This is a genomic window from Aminobacter sp. BA135, from assembly GCF_050859125.1.
Lineage (GTDB): Bacteria > Pseudomonadota > Alphaproteobacteria > Rhizobiales > Rhizobiaceae > Aminobacter > Aminobacter ciceronei.
Map to the genome: position 1 here is coordinate 478,069 of NZ_CP139573.1, position 18,522 is coordinate 496,590.

Sequence of the window (18,522 nt, forward strand, 5' to 3'; positions counted from 1 at the left end):
GTGAATATTGCAACTGCTGGCGTGGTGATTCCGACGCTCGCTGCCGGTGGCTGGCGTTACCTACTCACGATTTCAATCTGGAGAGCGCTGTCCGGCACAATAACTGTGACAAACTTACTGACATGCCCCATTTCAATTTTTGCTGGGCACTAGGCGTGCATAACCTTCGCTACATTGGCGATGTGAACCGGGGCGATTCGCCAAGGTATGAAGCTAACATGAGTGTATTGAAGGATCACATCACGGATCTTTTCGATTGGTGGCGCCATGAACTGCGTGCCCTTTGTGCGTACCCATTCTCCAAGAAACGCACCATCCCTCATAAGGGTGTTTCGCTTCTGGTGAGCGCAGATAGTATTAAAGTTGAGTTTGGACATGCAGAATCTAGCGTCGTTTCCCGTGACGCCAGCATGCAACAAGTTTTCTCAGCGCTGCAGTTTGCAGTCGGTGCATCCGTAGAACGAGTAGACATTTGCATCCACAGTGACCTGATATTGGCGAGGCAGTTGGTCTCTCACCGCCTTCCGGCAAGGCACGCAAGAGCAATGGCCGAACTGGACCTGCTTGCTGCGACTCCGCTTGAACTTTCGCAGATTCACGTTGTCTTCGCTGATCGACAACGCGCCGGATGTCGCTACCACGTCATCAAGCGCAAGACGCTTGCCTCTGCGCTTGAAGCGATCCGGCTTTCAGGTTTATCGGTCGGCGAGATTTCCATCACGACCGATGATGGCGAAGAAAGAGTTGACCGGTTGAGCTATCGCGATATTGCTCCGCGAACACGAGAGGATCGACTGGGAAAGCTAACTAGCCGCACCGTTGTCGTGCTTTTCCTTCTTGTTGTCGCCGGAACCTACGCTCACGCTCTCTGGCGCTACCGCGTAGCGCAAACCGAACTGGACGAGCAGATTTCCGCCGCGCAAGTTCAAGCAAAGTTGGCACGAAGTCAGGTCCAGAGGCGACAAACGGAACTGGATCTGGTTGCTACCATCCGCCACGAGAAGCAGAACTCGCCGTCGCTGATGCGAACCTGGGCAGAGCTGACACGCGTTCTGCCTGACGATGCATGGCTGACCGACTTGCAGGCTAAAGGCAATGAGGTGACCATCAGCGGCTTTGCGGCTTTTGCTGCAAATCTCATTGAGCCGCTGGAGGCGTCACCGCTCATCGCCTCTCCAGACTTTACAGCTCCTGTCGTCAAGGTACCAGGCCAGGAAGGCGAGCGTTTTGCCATCAAGGCCAAAGTGGTCAGCCCATGACGCTCGCCGCCCAAATTCTCAATGCACCGCAAGCGACGCGGCGAGGATTGGCGATAGCCATCGCCATGCTTGTCGTCGGCCTCACAGTCTGGGCCCTTGTCCAGGCTTTTGCGACCTTGGAAAACGCCAGGGATCAGATCACACAAAAGCGGGAAACGCTTGGGCAGCTTCAAGCAGTGGTCGCGCTCGCGCAAACGCTACAAGAGGCTCAGCTGCCTGCTAGCGGAACTGCCGAAGCCAACGAATTTCTTGTCGGCGAAAGCGATGCTGTCATCCGCAGCAACCTTCAATCGCGGTTGAACTCTGCAGCGTCGGCGAACAGCGTGATTGTCCTTTCTGCGGGCAATGCCCCGATGATTATGGAAGCAGGCGTCAGTTACATAGGCATACGCGGCAGTATTTCGGGTCCGTTGGAAGGCATTCACAACACAGTCCTGGCTCTCGAATCCTCTCTGCCAGTGCTGTTCATCCGCGAGGCAACGCTGCGGTCAACCGTGCCAGGACCGCAGGCTCCCAATGCCGCTGCCCCTGATCTTTTTGCAGAGGTCCTCTTCTATGGTGCTGTACGGGCAAATACCCAGCCCGCAGAGGGGGCAGCGCAGCCATGAACGGCAAAGTACTCTCCGTCATTGCCGTTGCGACCGTGCTTGTGGGGCTATCAAATCTATGGCTGAACGGAAGGCCTTTGGATTTGGCGCCGATCACACCTACAGCCAAAATTGGGGAACGCAATGGCGGACGGGCCGCCAGTGACGCAACGATTCCTGCGCCAGCCACTTCAGACTTCGCCGAAACGTTCGATCGGCCATTGTTCAGTCCCGATCGCAGGCGGCACACAATCGAGATCGAGCCACAGCCAGTTCCGGCGGCCCTCCCGCCGACACCGCCCACCGCAGTCGAAATACCGGTCGTCACATCCCCCGCTCCGCTGTTGCTGGGGATCAGCATCACAGGGCAGACCGCGCAGGCCTTGCTGAAAGTTGACGGCCAGGACCAACCGGCATGGCACCGCTACGGTGACACTGTTGCCGGATGGACGATTGCCGAGATCGGCAAAGACAGGGCTACGCTGCAACAAAATGGCCAGACCAGTCACCTTTTGCTCTACCCGTCAAATGACAGCGGCAATCTCGAAGGAGGATCGAGTGCCCAGGACTAGGGAGACTGTCGAACTTGGAAGTTCGGGGTTCGCGCTGGTCGGCGTCCTTGCATTTCTGCTCGTCATTTCCGCCCTCGTGGTTCCGTTCGCGGTGACGGCGAAGACTAAATTGTTGATCGCCAACAATGAGATCGAGCACGAAAAGCTGTCCCTGTTGGCCATGGGGTTGGTCAATGTCCTGTCTGCCGCCGTTACCAGCGGAACTGCAGCCAATTTGCCTCTGGATTTCTCTCCGATGCGTTGCCGCGCCGACAACTTGCTTGTTCAGGCCCAGGTTCAGGATCACAACGGCCTAATCGACCTCAACGCTGCGGAACCGCCACTGCTTGCCCTCGGGTTTGCCGCTCTCGGTCTCGGCCCGGCCGATGCCTCAAAAACGGCTAGTACAGTTGTTGCGTTCCGAAACAGTGTCAGCGCATTTTCCGCAACAGACGTGTCGACCGACCAAACTTCTGTTCGCGGCGGTTTCAAGCGTGCGCCGTTCGAGTCTGTCTCCGAGCTAAATGACATCGCAACGCTAAGTGGCATCCCAACAAGCCGGCTACATGGCGTGTTCACGGTCAATTCCAGGAGCGGAACAACCAGCACTTTGCACGCTCCGGACATCGTGCGTAACACCATTCGGGCCAACGCGAACGTCGCCTCCATTGTCGCCGATAAGTCTGATAGCCGCGCCTATACCGTCAGCGTGGTCATCCGAAGAGGGGCGTCCGGTTTGGTTGGTGATGCAGGGTACGTGATCGAGCGCGTCGGGGGGCGAGATTTTCGCCTTGTAACGCGAACGCCAGCACTGGCATTTGATTTGGATAGCAAGGCAGCGGATTCGCTTGGCGGGTGCGATGAGCTGTTTGGCATGGAGACGACCCAGATCTTGAGGGAATGGGCCAATGGATAGCCTTGCCCAACCTTCACAGATGGACGGATTCCTGAGTTACCTTGAACATCGTGCCATTCTCACCGCACCGTCCATCCAACGCGTATCAGCGGCGTTCCGTGCTTCCGGTCAGCCATTTGATACCGTTGTGACTGAACTCGGGCTTCTGCGTGAAGACGAGCTGGCGAGTCATCTGTCGGCGTTCCTGGAGCTTCCACCTGCACAGGATGATATCGGCAGCCCTCCCAAAGAGGGTATAGGCGGCATGTCACTCGGATATCTTCAAGAACACGCGCTCTTGCCTCTCGAAATGTCCGAGCAAAAGCTTGTCCTGGCCGTCGCCGATCCCTTTGCCCGTCCAACAATAGATGCGGTCGCCTTTCATTGTGATCGCCAAGTATCGTTGCGCATCTTGCCGAGGCGGGTGATTGCAGAACATCTGGACCATCTTGGCAAGATCGCTCAGGCCTCATCTGAAGGCGATGTTGAAATCGAGAGCGCCTACTCGTTGGCGCAGGACGATCTCGATCGGCTGAAGGACTTTGCGCGAGAAGCTCCGATCGTCCGTTTTGTCGCAGAAACGATCACCAGGGCAGTCGATGAGGGCGCAACGGACATTCATATCGAGCCGCTTGAGGACCAGATTAGAATTCGCTTCCGCCATGACGGCATGCTCACGACCGTAAACACAGCTTCGTTGGCGATGTTGGCCGGCATCTCAACGCGCGTAAAGATCCTGTCGCGGCTGAACATTGCTGAGCGGCGGCTACCGCAGGACGGCAGGATGCGCATTGCCGTCAGGGGCAGAGATGTCGACCTTCGGGTGTCCATTGTCCCATCGGTTCACGGTGAGACGATGGTGCTGCGAATTCTCGACCGTGCATCCGTCGAGCTGAGATTGGGCAAGCTTGGTTATGACGATGATGCGCAACGAAACATTGCGCGCATGGCACAGTCGGCAAACGGCATCGTGCTCGTTACTGGGCCAACCGGCAGCGGCAAGACCACGACACTCTATTCAATTTTGTCGGAAATTACGAAGCCCGACGTCAAGGTGTTCACCGTCGAAGACCCGGTCGAGTACCGACTGAACGGCATCACCCAGTTGCAGATTAACCCGGCGATTGATCTCGATTTTGCAACCGCCCTCAGATCGGTCCTTCGCCAGGACCCCGATACGATTTTGATTGGCGAGATTCGTGACCGTGAGACCGCTCAGATTGCCATCCAGGCCGCACTGACAGGCCATCTGGTGTTTTCAACGCTTCATACCAACAGCGCTGCCGGGGCACTGACACGGCTTCGGGATATGGGCATCGAAGGCTATTTGCTTGGTTCGACGATCAAGGGTGTCATTGCGCAACGGTTGTTGAGGCGCTGCTGTTCAGAATGCACGACGGCCCCTAGCAAACCAGTGTCTGCCGAGATGGCAGCTTGTACACGGTGTAACGGCACTGGATATCGCGGGCGAACAGTGACCTATGAGATGCTGCACGTGTCTCCCGAAATTGCAGCGCTCATCGATGGTGGCGCCAGCGAAGCCGAGATTGAACTGGCCGCAGCAAGAACCGGTATGACCAGAATGCGCGCGCATGCCATGTCTTTGAGCGCCGGCGGCACGACGACGATCGAGGAAGTTCGACGGGTGCTGGACTATGGTGGCAGCAGCTGATGCCTACATTCCGCTACCGCGCCTACTTAGCCGATGGCACTGACGAAAGCGGGCTCTTGGAGGCCGCCACGAAACAGGACGCCGCGCGAGACCTTAGCAAACGAGGGCGCCGATCGTACTATTTGGCACCAACCAAAACAGACCAAAGCGCGGCCAGGCCGTCATCGTTTGCATTGTTTTCGCAAAAGGTGAAGCCTGAGCGGCTGTTTTCCGACTTGTCCGTGTTGCTCAATGCCGGATTCACGATCGACCGCGCGCTTGCGGCAGTGATTGCAAGCGAAAGCAACCGCGCGAGGCAAGGGCAGCTTCAAAGCGTCCAAGACCTAATCGTCAGTGGCCGATCTGTTGCAGAGGCTTTTGCTTCCTTGCCGGCGATGTCGCCAACGACCGTGGCGCTGCTGTCCAGTGGCGAAAGAAGCGGGAGGATTGCGCTGGTCTGTCAGAAGCTGGCAGAGTCCTACCAAGCGAGTGCGCGACGGAAGGCAGCGATCATCGAGGCGCTGACCTATCCGGCCTTCCTGTTGATTGTCATGGTTGGCGCACTCTTCGTGCTCGCGGCCGTGCTCGTTCCTGCATTGGAACCAATCTTCGAGGGCTCAACGTCCGATAAGCCACTGGTCATGTCGATGCTTTCATCGCTGAGGAACACCTTCATCGATTATCCCGCGGTCTTCCCTTTGATCGTATTGATCTGCCTGCTGGCGTTCCTTGGAATGTCGCAATCCGCTCGTGTGCGGGATCTTGCATCCGAAGCGCTGTCGAAGACGCCACTGCTCGGCCCATTGATCAAGAGGACGGCTGTCGCCCGCTACCTTCAAACGCTCTCGTTGCTGCTCGCCAATGGCGTGACGATGTTGGATGCGCTCAAGCTCGCCGGCGACACGGTCGCCCAGGCAGGACTGCGCCCGCATTTTGCAGACATCAAAGAAAACGTCGCGAACGGCTCCAAGCTGCATGACGCCATCGCGAGCCAGCCATTGTTCGAGAAAGCTACGGTGTCACTGATCAGCATCGGCGAAGAAGCAAATGCCCTTCCCGCTGTCCTCGAGCGTGCGGCAGACATGCTTCAGATGCGCGTGACCAGCCAGATCGAAGCCCTGCTCAAATTGTTGACCCCGATTATGACAATTTCATTGGGGTTTGTTGTGGGCAGCCTGGTAGTCTCGGTCATGACGACCATCTTGAGCATCAATGATCTGGCGCTCAAATGACAATCGCCATTCCGACCTTTGTCAAAGCTGGAAACGAGGAAGGGTTCACCCTTCTTGAACTCCTCGTCACCTTGGCAATTGTCGCGCTCGTGGCAGCGCTGGCTTTTCCGGGCATCCAGGCAACTGCGCGATCGCAAAACGCCGAAACGATATCTCGTGAGATCGTTTCGCGGCTCCGCGTGTCAAGAACGATAGCAATTGCACGGGCATCACCTCAATCAGTTGTCATTGCGCCAGGAGCGAGGCAAATCCGCTTTCCCGATGACTTCATGCTCAGTCTTCCGCAGGAGAGTCGAACTGACGATCGTGACAGGCCGAGAAACAGTTCGCGCCGAATCCGAAGCTGTACTCGCATTTCTTCCAAATGGCAGCGCAACGGGTGCTGAACTGTTTCTGAAGGACGCCACCTCTGAGGTAAAGATCGAGGTCAATTGGCTAACGGGTCTTTCTGCAAGACAGCGGGTCCACTGATGCAAACAACTGCGACTTCCGAGGAAGCTGGTTTTTCCGTACTGGAAATGATTGTCGCCTTTACCATCCTGGCGTTGGTCCTGGGCATGGTCAGTCAGTCCATTGCACTGGCTCGACGGAACATTGTGACAGCCGAAGCACAACTTCGCTCGATCAGGGAGTTGCGCGAGGCACTTCTGTTGCGTCAGTTCGGCTCCGCCGCCGACGCCTCCAACACCGACCAAACCGGGCTTGCTGGTTATCGCACAGAAGGGCGTGAGATCGACATCGAAGGCGGTCGCATCATTGCTCTTCGTATTGAGCCAAGTACATCTATCTGGCCTTCCGCAGGTAACAATCGCTTCCTGACGTTCGTGCCAGCACCGGCGAGGCATCCGCAGTGACGGGTCTAGCCACGCGAACCTGGGACTGCCCAGAAGCACGCGGCCGGCAAAGCCATCCGTGCACCGACGGCTTTGCCTTGATCGACATGCTGGTTGCGCTTGCGTTGATTGCGGTGATTTCGTCGCTGATGATCGTCTTTCTTGGCCAAGCGCGTTCGATCATCAGAATTACGAATGCCACAGAGACACAGACAGAAATCGACGCCGCAGCGAACTTCCTGGAAGGTTTGATCTCAGCTGCGGAGCCCTTGCCGTTGCAGCTCTCGTCTCAGGGCAACACGCTTTTTCTTTCGGGAAGCCACCAAAGGCTGGAGTTGGTTGGTGTTCAGGCCACCGGATTCAGTTCATCAGCCTTGAGGCAGATAGCGGTCTTCACTGACAAGCAGGACGGCAAGATTGACAATGACTTGATGCTCGAACTCCTACCGCGGCGGATAAGAAACGCGAATACTGCGTTAGATGCAGAACGCATCGTCGTACTGAATGGCGAAGCAAAGGTAGAGTTCGAGTATCTCGACGGAACCGCCCTACCCGCGAAATGGTCGACGGAATGGACGGTTCAGAAACGTCTGCCTGCCGCTATTCGCTTTAAGATCGCCGTTGTTCGTGACGGTGTCAGCTATTCATCGAATGGTTTGGCTCGCTTGGTCTTGGCAGGTCTGGAGCAGGCCAATTAAGGCCTGAGGCCGCGGTCAGTTGGTGACGTCCTGATCTTCCCCTGTTCCGTCCAGCGTACCATCCCGCCCAAACGTGTGAATCTTGACCGCACTGCCCTCGGCGCTCACTTCATAAAGATAAGGCTTCCCCCACGGGTCATTCAAACCGCTTGTGCCTTTGAGATAAGGACCATTCCAGCCGGATGAGCCTTGCGGAGCCGAAACGAGTGCCGACAGCCCATCGTCAGTCGAAGGGTAACGAGCATTGTCGATATAGTAGAGCTCTAGCGCGCTTTCGATGTTGCGGATCTGCGCCTTGGCGGCATTTGTCCGAGCCGACCCCAAATAGCGCAGCACTTGCGGAGCAGCCAGTGTAGCCACTAGCGCGATGATTGCCAGGACGACCAGCAGTTCTACAAGCGTGAAGCCGGAGTCGTCCTTGTCGTCGCGGCTCTTCAAATTGGCGTCTGCGGCTACCATCCGATCAGTCCCTCACCTAATGCAGTGTATTGTTCAAGCGTCCAGGTCGCTGCCAGGCCAATGGCCAGGAATGGCCCGAATGGTATGCGCGTGGCTGTCGAAACCGAGCCGACAGTAGCGGCGCGGGCCCCTATGAACAGCAAGGCGCTCGCACTCGCCAAGAATAACAAGACTGGCAGCAGCATTGGACTGATCCAGATGGCTGCGGCGGCAGCCATTTTAACGTCCCCGAGACCCAACCCAATTGCGCCTCGTAGTCTGTAATGAAGCTCCCGCACCAGCCAGAACAGCAACCCAAAGCCTATAGCGAAAGCTACCCGAGCGGGTAGATCCCCTGGCTGGGTGGCAAATTGCACGCAGAGCCCAGCAGCACCAAGTACCAAGTTCAGTACGTTTGGGATGACGAACCGGCGAATATCGATGTATGCGATCGCGGCCAAAAGTGTGGCCAAAATCATCGAGGCGACCGCCACGGCAGATTGCTCGTACCCAGGCATCAATAGGCAAGCCTCTTCATCAATAGGCAAGCCTCTTGATGTCCTGTTCGGTACGAGTTCCTCCGCGCCGCTTCTGGATAGGCGTCTTAAGGCTCAACATGCCGCGGAATTCGTCCGTCACCTGCCGTGCCTCGGGGATATTTCTTACGACCCGGGGTCTGATGAAGATGATCAGCTCCGTTCGACGAATACTGTCGGCCTTGCTCTTGAATGCATTGCCAATAATCGGAATGTCACCGAGCAGCGGCACCTGCCGTCTGGTTACGTTGTTGTTCTCCTGAATGAGGCCACCAAGGGCGAGGCTTTCACCATCGTTGACAAGAACACGCGTTGCGATTTTGCGTTGCTGAATTGTCGGTGAATCGATACCGGAGCTCTTCGTTTCGATTACATTGCTGACCTCTTGGGAGATGTCGAGCATGACCCGCCCGGCATTGTTGATCCGCGGGACCACGGACAAGATGACGCCCGTGTCTTTCATCTGAACTGAATTGATGACAGGTGCATTCGGCGCGCCCGTACCAACAGAACTTTGTGTGATGATTGGCACCTGATCGCCGATCTGAAGTGTTGCCTTCTGGTTATTGAGCGCCATAAGCGTGGGCGCAGAGATCACGTTCACATCCGTCACATTAGACAAGGCGTTGAGCGTGACCTGAATGTTGTCAGCGGCATAGCTCCAGCCAAAGCCGGGGATCTGCGAGCCAGCAAGCCCTTCGGCCACGTCCGCCAGAGACACCTTGAAGCCGTTGTTTTCGAAGAACCAGCGCATGCCGAACTTTAGTTCGTCGGTCAGCGTTACCTCCGCGATGACCGCTTCCAGCATGACCTGCGTAGGGAGCACGTCGAGCTGGGCCAGTATCTGTTCGATCCGCTCGTAACTTCGGGCCGTCGTCTGAATAAGCAACGCGTTGTTTTCGACGTCTGCGACCACTTTCGGCGGGGCAGAGCCATCGAGTTGAACCTCAGCATCTGACGATGGCCCCGTCAGAGGCAGTTGCGTAAGACCATCCGAAGCAAGCGCAATAGGTGTCATCTCCGGGGAAAGGCTGGCTCCTGCTTCGATCGCCTTTTTTCCGCGTGACGAGCCGAGCACGGCCGTCAGCACTTCGGCGAGCTCTTTCGCCGGCCGGTTCTGGATTTGGTAGACGAACAACTGGTCTTCGGTGGTCTGGGCGAGCTTATCGAGTTTGGCGATCCAGCTTGCCGCTCGACTGAGATAAGCGGGGCGCGAGGTAATCACCAAGACTGCGTTCAGGCGCTCGTTGGGAATGAACTTGATGACGTTCGCACCCGGCCCGCCGTTGGTGCCAAAAATCGAGTCCAGCTCAGAGGCAACGGCACTGGGCTTCGACGTTTTGAGCGGGTGCAGCGCCACCGACATCCCACGCATCCAGTCGACATCGAAAACCGAAATAGCCTCTCTGATTGCCGTAAGATCAGAATTGTTGCCAGCAACCGTGATCAGGTTGCGGGTCGAATCCACACGAAGCACTGACCCCTGTCGGGTTATTGGCTCCAGGATCGTCTTCATTTCCTCCGCCGCGATGTATTGAAGTTCGATGACCTGCACCTTCACCCCAGGGCCGGAAGGCGTAGTGCTCGGCACACTCACTGAAGGCGTACTCGAGAGCGTGTCGGACAGTGGGACAATCTGGTAAGTGTTGGCGCGGCGGATAATCCCTGCCCCGTTGACCGCTAGTGCGGATTCGAGGACGTCGACGAGTGCGTCTTTCGAAACCGGTTTTGACGTTTGGAGCGTGACCGTGCCCTGGACACGCGGATCGACGACGTAGTTGACCTGCAGAGCGTTGCCAAGCACAGCCCTGGCCGCATCCGCTACCGGCGCATTGACGAGATTGAGCTCATATTGTCCGGCACCACTTCCGGTGACCTTCGCCACGGGCGCACCGTAGGACACGAAATTGCCTGAGCCTGTATACTGGGCGCCGGAGAATTTCGCGGCCGTTCCGCTTGCTGAACTCAGTGATTGAGAGTGCGGAGTTCCATTGCGCAGTGGCGAGTTCTTCGCATGAAGGCTTTCGACGGTCTCGGAGAAGAAGTCCGACCCTGATGAGGAGCAACTGGACACAAAAAGCGCCATGCACAGTATTATGTGGCTTCTGCGCTTCATAAACTTCGATCCGATTCCATTTGGAATCGAGACTAACCATTTTCTAATAGCCGCCGCTGATATTGTGGCGTTTCCGCGACGCTATCCACAAGCTACGCACGTCTCGACTCCAACACGGAAAGTTTTGCAAGCTCAGGCGCTGCGTGGTCCGCCATAAACGCCCGCAGCAGGCAGCCCGGACCCGACACCCGCGATTGCTTGGAACGGATCATTGGCCAATCCAGCTTAAAGCATTGCTCCTCTGTTTGTTCGGCTATATCCATTAGCATCTTCAGTGCATCTGATGCATCAAAGCTGAAAATCGCCGCAAGCTGAATAAATTCGACGACGTCCACTCGCCGCTGGCTGCCCGACCGCATCCGCCTTGAAATCATCACTCAAATTGCCAGACCGCTTCACGGCCTCCTTGCCTCAATGTTAGAGAAGAAGGCGTCCAAAATTTTAGGGGCTAATTCCGTTGGCTGCTGCGGGACTGCTGGTCCACGGTCACCGTACGAATGTACTGGCCTTTCCCTTGAAGCCGTTGCTCCATGTCCGCGAAGCTATCCGGCTCCCATCGGGTAACCCCTCAAGACGCCAATTATAAGCACCTTCTGCTTGATCAAAGCACATAGATCTCGAGGCCACGATATGACGTATGAAAGATTAGCATATCCCCGTACATGCAGCGGCCTTCAGCAGTTTCGGCGGAAATTTCTCTAGTTGACGTAAAATCGAGCTGAGGGGCCTCGCGTCGGCCAAGAAACTATTTTGCTTCAACTTTCACAACTCGTTTCCGCTAAGTGGAATATAGCCCTTGCCGTCGGCCTGCACTCAGCCGACAGCCTCGGATATGCCCCTACCCACAGACGACGTTAGCCCAGCCAAGGCGGGAACCTGTCAGCACACACTACGCTCTTCTCAATATCCGCTCGGTCGCCTGGTACAAGTCCATAGTAAATGCATCGTATTTTTTTTCGTCGGCGCCATTTTCGACACATCTATCTCTGTACATTCTTGCAAAGAACGGAAAGTCCCAAATTGACTTTGCAATATTAATCCATTCTGCATCGTCTATATTATTTACTTCAATTGACTTGATCGCACCAACTACTTCTTCTGATTTTGCCTCGGAGAAATTTTTCTTTCTCACCTCGAAAAAGAACCCACCCGGTTGAAAGTACTCCGAAAACATCAGTTCCATCTCTATTTTCTCCGCGTGGCAAAGCTTCCCGTTATCGCCTCCGGTCCAACTCGTCCTTCGATTAGAACTTCCTTGTCGCCGATCGCTAAGCTGTCGGCTCGAGGGTGTCCAGTTCCACCTTGTGAAAAGTCACGGTATGATTGAACCCGATTGAGGTCTATTTCGACTACTATACCACTTGAACCAGGGTTCTGCGCATACCTCTCTGCCACAATCCGGTCATAGGACGAAGAAATCCACTGACTGTCCCACCAATCGAACGCTATGTGCATGTCGGGGGTGATGTTCGCTCCTGGATTCCTTGCCTTGAGCCCCATGTGAAACGGCACCTCGTCCGGCCGCAGGGCCCGATACACAGTTTTTGGTTGTGGCTTTAGGCTGTCAACAAGAGCATTTAGCAGGCTCCCGAGCGTGGATGTGGTGTCCCTTTGCCATTTCTTGTTTGCTGGTGACCCAGGCACGGCCACCTCTGGAAGAGGAATACCCGGCCCGAGCGGAATAGCTTTTTGGCCATAGTCTCTCTTGTAGGATGCAGTTTCAATCTTGGAAGCGGAGTTTCTATCGCCTCCTCCTCCAAATAGGTCACGGATTGCGCTGCCAATGCGTTCGAAAGCCTTGCCGACTTCACGGAAGAAGTCACCAACAACGCTATGCCCGTTCGGATCGGCTTTGTTCACCGGATCATTCTGGGCGTAGGCGTATCTGTTTGTGCCGACGCCTGGCTGTGTTGGGTCCCAATCATCAGGTGAGATGAAGCGGCCAAGCACGGGGTCCATGTAGCGGGCGTTGAGATAGAGCAGACCCATCTCAGGATCGTGGCGCTCACCGATGTAACCCTTCTGGGTCTGGAAGCCGGAGGCGAGGCGCTCGCCGTAGGCAGCATAACCCGTGGCTTCGACAGTGGCGCCGGTGGCATCGGTGACTAGCCTGACCGAGGCAAGATGATCGCGGTGCAAGAACTGTTTGACCTGACCCGTGACCTTCACGTCGGGATGCGGATAACGTGTGTAGACCTCGGCCCCTTGTACTGCCGGATCGATCTCTGTTGCTGCATCGGGATAAAGCGTGGTGGCAAAGGCCGATGCCTTCTTGGTGCGCGCACCATCAGGACCGTAGGACAGGTTGACCGTGTTGGAAGCGAGCGTCACCTGCTTGAGCCGGTTGGCCTCGTCCCAGACCAGCGCACGGCTGCCATCGGTGACCATGTTGCCATTGGCATCGTAGCTGAGCGCCAGCGCACCCACCGTCAGCGGCGTATGCGGCCGTGGTGCAGTCGGGGCGGGATAGACATAAGTTCCCGCCACCCGGCTGCGAGAGACCATGTTGTCGTTGGCGGCATAGACAAAGGTCTCGTCGAGACTGTTGTTGCCAAGATTGTCGGCACTCAGCAGCCGGTCGAGGCTGTCATAGCCATAGCTCCAGCTCTCCGCCGGCGTCAGCCCTGCGATCGCGGTGATGCGGCCAAGGGCATCGCGCGTGTACTGACTGTCCATCAGCACCGTTGCACCCTTTGACGTCGTCACCCTGGTGAGCCAGCGCCGGGTTGGCGAATAGGTGAAGGTCGTCTTGACGCCGTTGGCGTAGGTGATCTCCTTCGTCTGGCCATCGGCCTCGCGCAGCGTCGAGGTGATCGCATCGGGGATCGCTGTCAGTGCATTGGCGGCACTGTATTGCCAGCGGTTGGTCGAACTGCCGATGTCGAGCGGTCCGGGCAGATACTGGGTCCACACCGCCTGGCCCGAGGCATCACGGCCAGTGACGGTGGTGTGGGTCAGGCCGTCGATGGTTGTCGCCTGGCTCGCTACCTTGCCAAAGCCGTCATAGCCAAAGACATGGCTGGAACTGGCATTCTGCGATCGGGTCAGCTGGCCGATGTTGTAGAAGCCTGTGGCTGCCTCGTCATAGGTATTCTGGGCAAGGGTGACCGCAGTCCCGCCAGGCGCGGTTGCCTGCTTCGAAAGCATCCGGCCGAGCTGGTCGTAGCTCATGGTGGTGACGACACCACGCGCATCAGTCTGGCTGATCAGCCGGCCAGCCCCGTCATAGGCATAACTCCAGGCCCCGAGATCGGGATCGGAGGCTGTGAGCCTGCGGCCAAGCAGGTCGTAAGTATAAGCCCAGCTCGAGCCGGAATGGTCTGTCACCGCAATGAGGCGGCCGAGCGCGTCATAGCCACGGGTCTCGGTGACGGCGAGGCCGCCAACATCGCGTAAGATCTCAACCACGTCACCCCGTGACGAGGTCGTGGTTGTCGTTTGCCGCCCGAGCTCGTCGGTGACTGTTGCCGCATAAAGCCTGGGGTTCGGGCTTGCACCGCTGTCGAGGCTATAGGCGATGGTGCGCTGGCTGTTGTCGGGATTGACCGTCTTGACCAGCCGGTCGGCCCAGCCATAGCTGTTGGCCGTCCACTGGGCGGTCTCATTGGCAAAGCGTGGCAGGGCGATGCGCGCGACATTGCCGCGGGCATCGAACTCGGTGTCGACGACACGCTTGGCGCCCGCCGCCGTCTCGCCCGGTGTCTCGACCCGCCAGATCCGGCCAAGGCCGTCGTAATAGGAACGGGTGAACTGCTCGCCTGCGCCGTTGGGCAGCGGCGATGAGATCACCAGCGCCTGGGTCAGCGGATTGCCTTCATTCTCGAAGCGACTCTTGCTGTAGCTGCCGATCAAGGCAACCGCCGTGTCATAGGGCCGGCAGAATGCATCATAGGTGAAGGTCTGGACGATATCGTTGGGGTCTGTCCTGCTCGCCGGCTGGCCGCACACCACGTCATAGGTCGCGGTCGAAACGAACCGGGCATCGGCCGGCTGGCTCCCAGTGGCAAAATACTTCGGCCCGCGCACGGTCACCGGATAAAGGTGATAGGTCGCATCATAGTCCCATTCGGTGCGGTTGCCCGCACCATCGACCGCGGCGATCTTGTTGCCATAGCTGTCGTAGCTGAAATACTCGTTCACCGAGGCATGCGTCGCCGTGTTGGTGTAGGCATGCGCCCAGGTCAGGTTGCCCTTGGTCGGTGGCGCGGCATTGTCGGTGTGGTTGCCGTCATAGAAGCTGTGGCCGTAGCGAATGTAGGGAGCTGATGTATCCAGCCCCGAATGCGCCAGTTCGGCACGCGGCAACGACACGATATAGGCTGACGTGTTGGGTGCGAAGAAGCGCCTCGTCCAGATCTCGTCGCCGCTCACCGCCGGCCGGCCGTAATCCTTGATCTCGACGATGTTGTTGTAGGTGTCGAACACCCGCTCGACTTTCCAGCCGAGCGCGATGTTCTCGGTCAACGTCGTATCGGTGGCGGTGTTCCGCGCCCAATAGGGTTTGGTCGTCGCGTTGACGACATAGGTCTCGGTCGTGCTGCGGCGCGCAACACCGGCGCCGTCTTTCTCCACTCGCGAGGCGACCAGGCCATAACTCGCCAGATCCTGGCGATAGGTCGTCTCGACCAACGGCCGGCCGGTCTCGCCGGCTGCGGTAGGCTTTGTCTCCACCACCGTGCGGAAGCCCAGGAAGCGCCTTGCCTTGGGATCGTATTTGCCACCGGCATAAGCATAGTCGGTGACCGCAGCCGGTCCACCGCGGCCGTCGCTCACCGAAAGCTTGGTCACCGCATGCATCAGGTTTGGCAGGTAGTCGTTCACCCAACGGCTCGATGGCGTGTACTCGGCTGAAACAACCGCGCCAGTGCCAGTCGTGATCGAGCGCAACAGGTTCGGATTGCCGGCACTTGGAACGGACAGCTTGGCCGTTTGGGCCCCAGTGATGATGTCGATGCGACCATCACCGTTGAAATCGCCGCTACCTTTGTAACCGGTCATTGCAAATGGGGTGTACTGAACAAGTGCGTTCTGGGCGCCGAAGCGCAGAGCATGAAGGCTTATGTTTTTCTGACTGTTGACCAGCAGGAAATCGGCCTTGCCGTCATTGTCGTAGTCATCATGAATGCGCCCCAACTCGCCATAGACCGGCAAGGCCGACGTGTTCACCAGTTTCAGTGAGCGACCGGTGGACAGATGCACATAGGCTGTGTTCTGCGAATTCGCGGCAGCCGGCCGGTAGTACTGGATGACGTCGGTTGCCCCGTCGCCGTTTACATCTGCCAACGCACATGAATAGTTGGGCATAGGCAAAGGCTGTGACGAACCGTAGTTGCTGCAATCTATGCTCGATAGAGAACCGGTGCTCCAAGCGCCATTGAGTTCGGCCTTGATGATGCCAGTGGCGCCATAGCGAAAGAGCATCGCCTGGCGCGCGTTGCCGCGAAGATCCGCAACCCCAATAGGGAGCCAGTTCGAATTCAGCCAAGCAACGCTGTGGGCAGAGTCGGTTCCGTCACCTTCGGGATCAAAAACGAAAGTGGCTGGCGTCGAAGGCCGAGTGGGGCGCTGCCAGGCTTCCGCAGGCAGTGCGTTGCAGGCAGCCGCATGAGGTCCCGTAGCTGAACTGCACGATGTTTTTGGACAGTCCAGAGTCGAGCCAGTCTTACAGTAGTACCGGTTCAGGTCGAATGCGGGATAGTGGTCGTCGCCGCGCCGAACCTGATACTCACGTAGAGTGTAGCTGATGCCGTCTTTGAAGTTGCGTGTGGCGTCAAAGCGACCCGTGGTGCCGGTGTGGATCGACGTAGAATTGCGGCGGGTGACTGTGCCGTTGCTGTCAAAATTGAGCTGAAACTGATAGCCACCAGGCTCGTCGACCCATTTGAGCCTATATCGCTCGTCCTCATAGACCTGCTTGTATTTACTGAGCGTCGTTTGGCCAAGCAACTCGTCTTTGCCGTCAAAATTCAAATCCTGTTGGGAATCAAGTTCGCCTTTGGTCCAAATGGTGCCGACAACGTGAGGAGGCGTTCCTACTGTGAATGGCAACAGACCGCTTGGTAGGTCAGAATAGCTTGTCTCGACGTCTTGATAATTCATCTGCTGGACGAGCTTTTGCGTGCCGCCTGAGATGGTGCCGTCTGGGGCGACGGTCGCATTGCGGCCATAGCGGTCGACACGGGCCAGCCGCGAGGTGTTCGACATCGGCGCCTGGTTGTAGCTGAGCTGATAGGCATCCTTGAGAACACCGCCGACCTTGATCGAGATCGTCCGGATGCGCTGGGTCGTCTGCGAGATGTCATGGCCATTGGCCATCAGGATGTAATCAGGCCTGACCTCTCGATGAAAGCGGATCTCGGTGCCGTTGTAGCTCACCGTCTCGGGATAACAGACCGGGCTGTCGGAGCAGCTGTAGCTGTAGGCGACACTGTTGTTGTTGGTGTCGGTGACCCCAGTCAGCAGCCAGCGGTAGTTCTGACCAAGGTCATAGGCAGGGGTGCCGGCAGCCGGGGTTGCATTTGAGACTGCCGCCACCGAGCGAAAGGTCGAGACGGTGCCGTCACGATCGGTCACCTTCCATTCGTTGGTCGTGCCATTGAAGGCAATGCGGCGGTAGGATTCATTCTCCGTCGCGTGCGTGCCGCCGGTGGCACAGGAGGGCGAGACGACACCTGCGGCACAAGGCACAAGCTCCATGCCATTGAACAGGAAGACGTCAGTTGCATCGAAGGCGGGGATGCCATAACCGACGCTGGCACGTTCGATGACATCAAAGCCGTCAAGGCCCCAGGCATAACCGAGCCAGCCCTGATAGGTGGCGCCGATCCTGGTCTTGCGCGAGGAATCGTAGGTCAGCGCCAACGACGGCTCCAAACCGCGGAAGCCAGGCACATCAAGCGGGATGGCACTGGTCAGATTGCCGGTTCCTGAGATGTTGGGCATAGAAGCCTTGGCAGAGGTCTCGACGGTGCCAACCGCATCCGGTGTGGTGGTGGCCGCAGCCATGGCCGCTGCCTCGGGTTCAGCCGCAAGCGGCTTCTTCGCCGTCTCAGCCTCTTCGGCAGCGTCCTTGGCAGGATTGCCCGTCTTGTCCTTGTCGGCTCCGGCAAGATCTGGCTCTTTGCTTAGACCCGGCGCAGCACCCACGCCCTCAGCCTCGGCGCTACCGCTAGCATCCGCGTCACGTGCCACTGGCGCCACAACCGCACCACCATCTGAGGCAAAGCCAACTCCGCTATTGCCGAAGCCGGCGGGCGCTGTCGCAGGCTTGGAAAGATTGGTCGAACCAGATGACGCGTCCTGGGCCATAGCCGCAAGACCAGCAGAGCCGTATACATAAGACGTTACTGAAATATCAGCGCCAAAGACACTGGCAGCGAGAGCTGCCGCGCCAACTAGACCACGCTTCATGACCCCCCCAGACAGCGATGCGCTTACGATTACTCACTCATCGCGCACAAATTGTCTGATCGCGATCACACAACCATGACATCCACAGCTATATTTTTTGGCTGGCGGATTTGAGGTCTGCTACGCTCAGTCAGTCCGCAGATGATCCCGCGCACTCATGAGCGCAAAGCCGTCCATCATTAGCGGGTTGGTGCCCCCAGAAGAACATGAACTTCAAGTGCACCTTCGTTTGGAATGCCACCTCAAGTTGGGCACGGTCATAATCCATAGGCTGATCCTCCTTTGCAGCAATGTCGAATGCCCGCCATTGGTCGTT

15 protein-coding genes are annotated in these 18,522 nt (G+C 57.4%); 9 read left to right on the forward strand and 6 right to left on the reverse strand.

Features of this window, described 5'->3' with window-relative positions:
- Window positions 1–218: 218 nt before the first annotated feature.
- The 9 genes from SLT36_RS30190 (at window position 219) to SLT36_RS30230 (ending at window position 7,706) form a co-directional block, all read left to right on the forward strand.
- Window positions 219–1,259, forward strand: coding sequence for a PilN domain-containing protein (locus SLT36_RS30190; protein ID WP_432288771.1), 1,041 nt, complete (start codon window positions 219–221; stop codon window positions 1,257–1,259).
- A complete protein-coding gene (gspM, locus tag SLT36_RS30195) occupies window positions 1,256–1,867 on the forward strand; it encodes a type II secretion system protein GspM (protein ID WP_432288773.1) in 612 nt (203 codons plus the stop codon). The genes SLT36_RS30190 and gspM overlap by 4 nt, the downstream gene beginning before the upstream one ends.
- The gene (locus SLT36_RS30200) at window positions 1,864–2,418 is read left to right on the forward strand and encodes a hypothetical protein (RefSeq protein ID WP_432288774.1); all 555 of its coding nucleotides are present in this window, start codon (window positions 1,864–1,866) and stop codon (window positions 2,416–2,418) included. The genes gspM and SLT36_RS30200 overlap by 4 nt, the downstream gene beginning before the upstream one ends.
- The gene (locus SLT36_RS30205) at window positions 2,405–3,313 is read left to right on the forward strand and encodes a hypothetical protein (protein WP_432288776.1); all 909 of its coding nucleotides are present in this window, start codon (window positions 2,405–2,407) and stop codon (window positions 3,311–3,313) included. Before SLT36_RS30200 ends, SLT36_RS30205 begins: the two co-directional genes overlap by 14 nt.
- Window positions 3,306–4,964 carry a GspE/PulE family protein gene (locus SLT36_RS30210; protein ID WP_432288778.1) on the forward strand — a complete coding sequence of 553 codons (1,659 nt, stop codon included), beginning with the start codon at window positions 3,306–3,308 and terminating at the stop codon, window positions 4,962–4,964. Before SLT36_RS30205 ends, SLT36_RS30210 begins: the two co-directional genes overlap by 8 nt.
- Window positions 4,964–6,175, forward strand: a complete 1,212-nt coding sequence (locus tag SLT36_RS30215; RefSeq protein WP_432288780.1) for a type II secretion system F family protein — start codon at window positions 4,964–4,966, stop codon at window positions 6,173–6,175. Before SLT36_RS30210 ends, SLT36_RS30215 begins: the two co-directional genes overlap by 1 nt.
- A complete protein-coding gene (locus SLT36_RS30220) occupies window positions 6,172–6,561 on the forward strand; it encodes a prepilin-type N-terminal cleavage/methylation domain-containing protein (RefSeq protein WP_432288782.1) in 390 nt (129 codons plus the stop codon). Before SLT36_RS30215 ends, SLT36_RS30220 begins: the two co-directional genes overlap by 4 nt.
- Window positions 6,562–6,645: 84 nt before the next feature.
- On the forward strand, window positions 6,646–7,029 hold the full coding sequence (locus tag SLT36_RS30225) for a PulJ/GspJ family protein (protein ID WP_432288784.1): 384 nt from the start codon (window positions 6,646–6,648) through the stop codon (window positions 7,027–7,029).
- An 86-nt stretch (window positions 7,030–7,115) separates the two neighbouring features.
- Complete coding sequence (locus SLT36_RS30230) at window positions 7,116–7,706, forward strand: hypothetical protein (RefSeq protein ID WP_432289220.1); 591 nt, start codon at window positions 7,116–7,118, stop codon at window positions 7,704–7,706.
- Window positions 7,707–7,721: 15 nt separating this feature from the next.
- On the opposite strand, the gene gspG is transcribed toward SLT36_RS30230, so the two are convergent.
- From gspG to SLT36_RS30260, 6 genes are all read right to left on the reverse strand, one after another.
- On the reverse strand, window positions 7,722–8,165 hold the full coding sequence (gspG, locus tag SLT36_RS30235; protein ID WP_432288786.1) for a type II secretion system major pseudopilin GspG: 444 nt from the start codon (window positions 8,163–8,165) through the stop codon (window positions 7,722–7,724).
- On the reverse strand, window positions 8,159–8,692 hold the full coding sequence (locus SLT36_RS30240; RefSeq protein ID WP_432288787.1) for a prepilin peptidase: 534 nt from the start codon (window positions 8,690–8,692) through the stop codon (window positions 8,159–8,161). Before SLT36_RS30240 ends, gspG begins: the two co-directional genes overlap by 7 nt.
- Window positions 8,682–10,766 carry a type II secretion system secretin GspD gene (gene gspD, locus SLT36_RS30245; RefSeq protein ID WP_432288788.1) on the reverse strand — a complete coding sequence of 695 codons (2,085 nt, stop codon included), beginning with the start codon at window positions 10,764–10,766 and terminating at the stop codon, window positions 8,682–8,684. The genes SLT36_RS30240 and gspD overlap by 11 nt, the downstream gene beginning before the upstream one ends.
- A gap of 122 nt (window positions 10,767–10,888) precedes the next feature.
- Window positions 10,889–11,173, reverse strand: a complete 285-nt coding sequence (locus tag SLT36_RS30250; protein WP_432288789.1) for a hypothetical protein — start codon at window positions 11,171–11,173, stop codon at window positions 10,889–10,891.
- A 512-nt stretch (window positions 11,174–11,685) separates the two neighbouring features.
- A complete protein-coding gene (locus tag SLT36_RS30255) occupies window positions 11,686–11,979 on the reverse strand; it encodes a hypothetical protein (RefSeq protein WP_432288791.1) in 294 nt (97 codons plus the stop codon).
- 2 nt (window positions 11,980–11,981) lie between these two features.
- Window positions 11,982–18,206, reverse strand: coding sequence for an RHS repeat-associated core domain-containing protein (locus tag SLT36_RS30260; RefSeq protein WP_432288793.1), 6,225 nt, complete (start codon window positions 18,204–18,206; stop codon window positions 11,982–11,984).
- Window positions 18,207–18,522 lie beyond the last annotated feature (316 nt).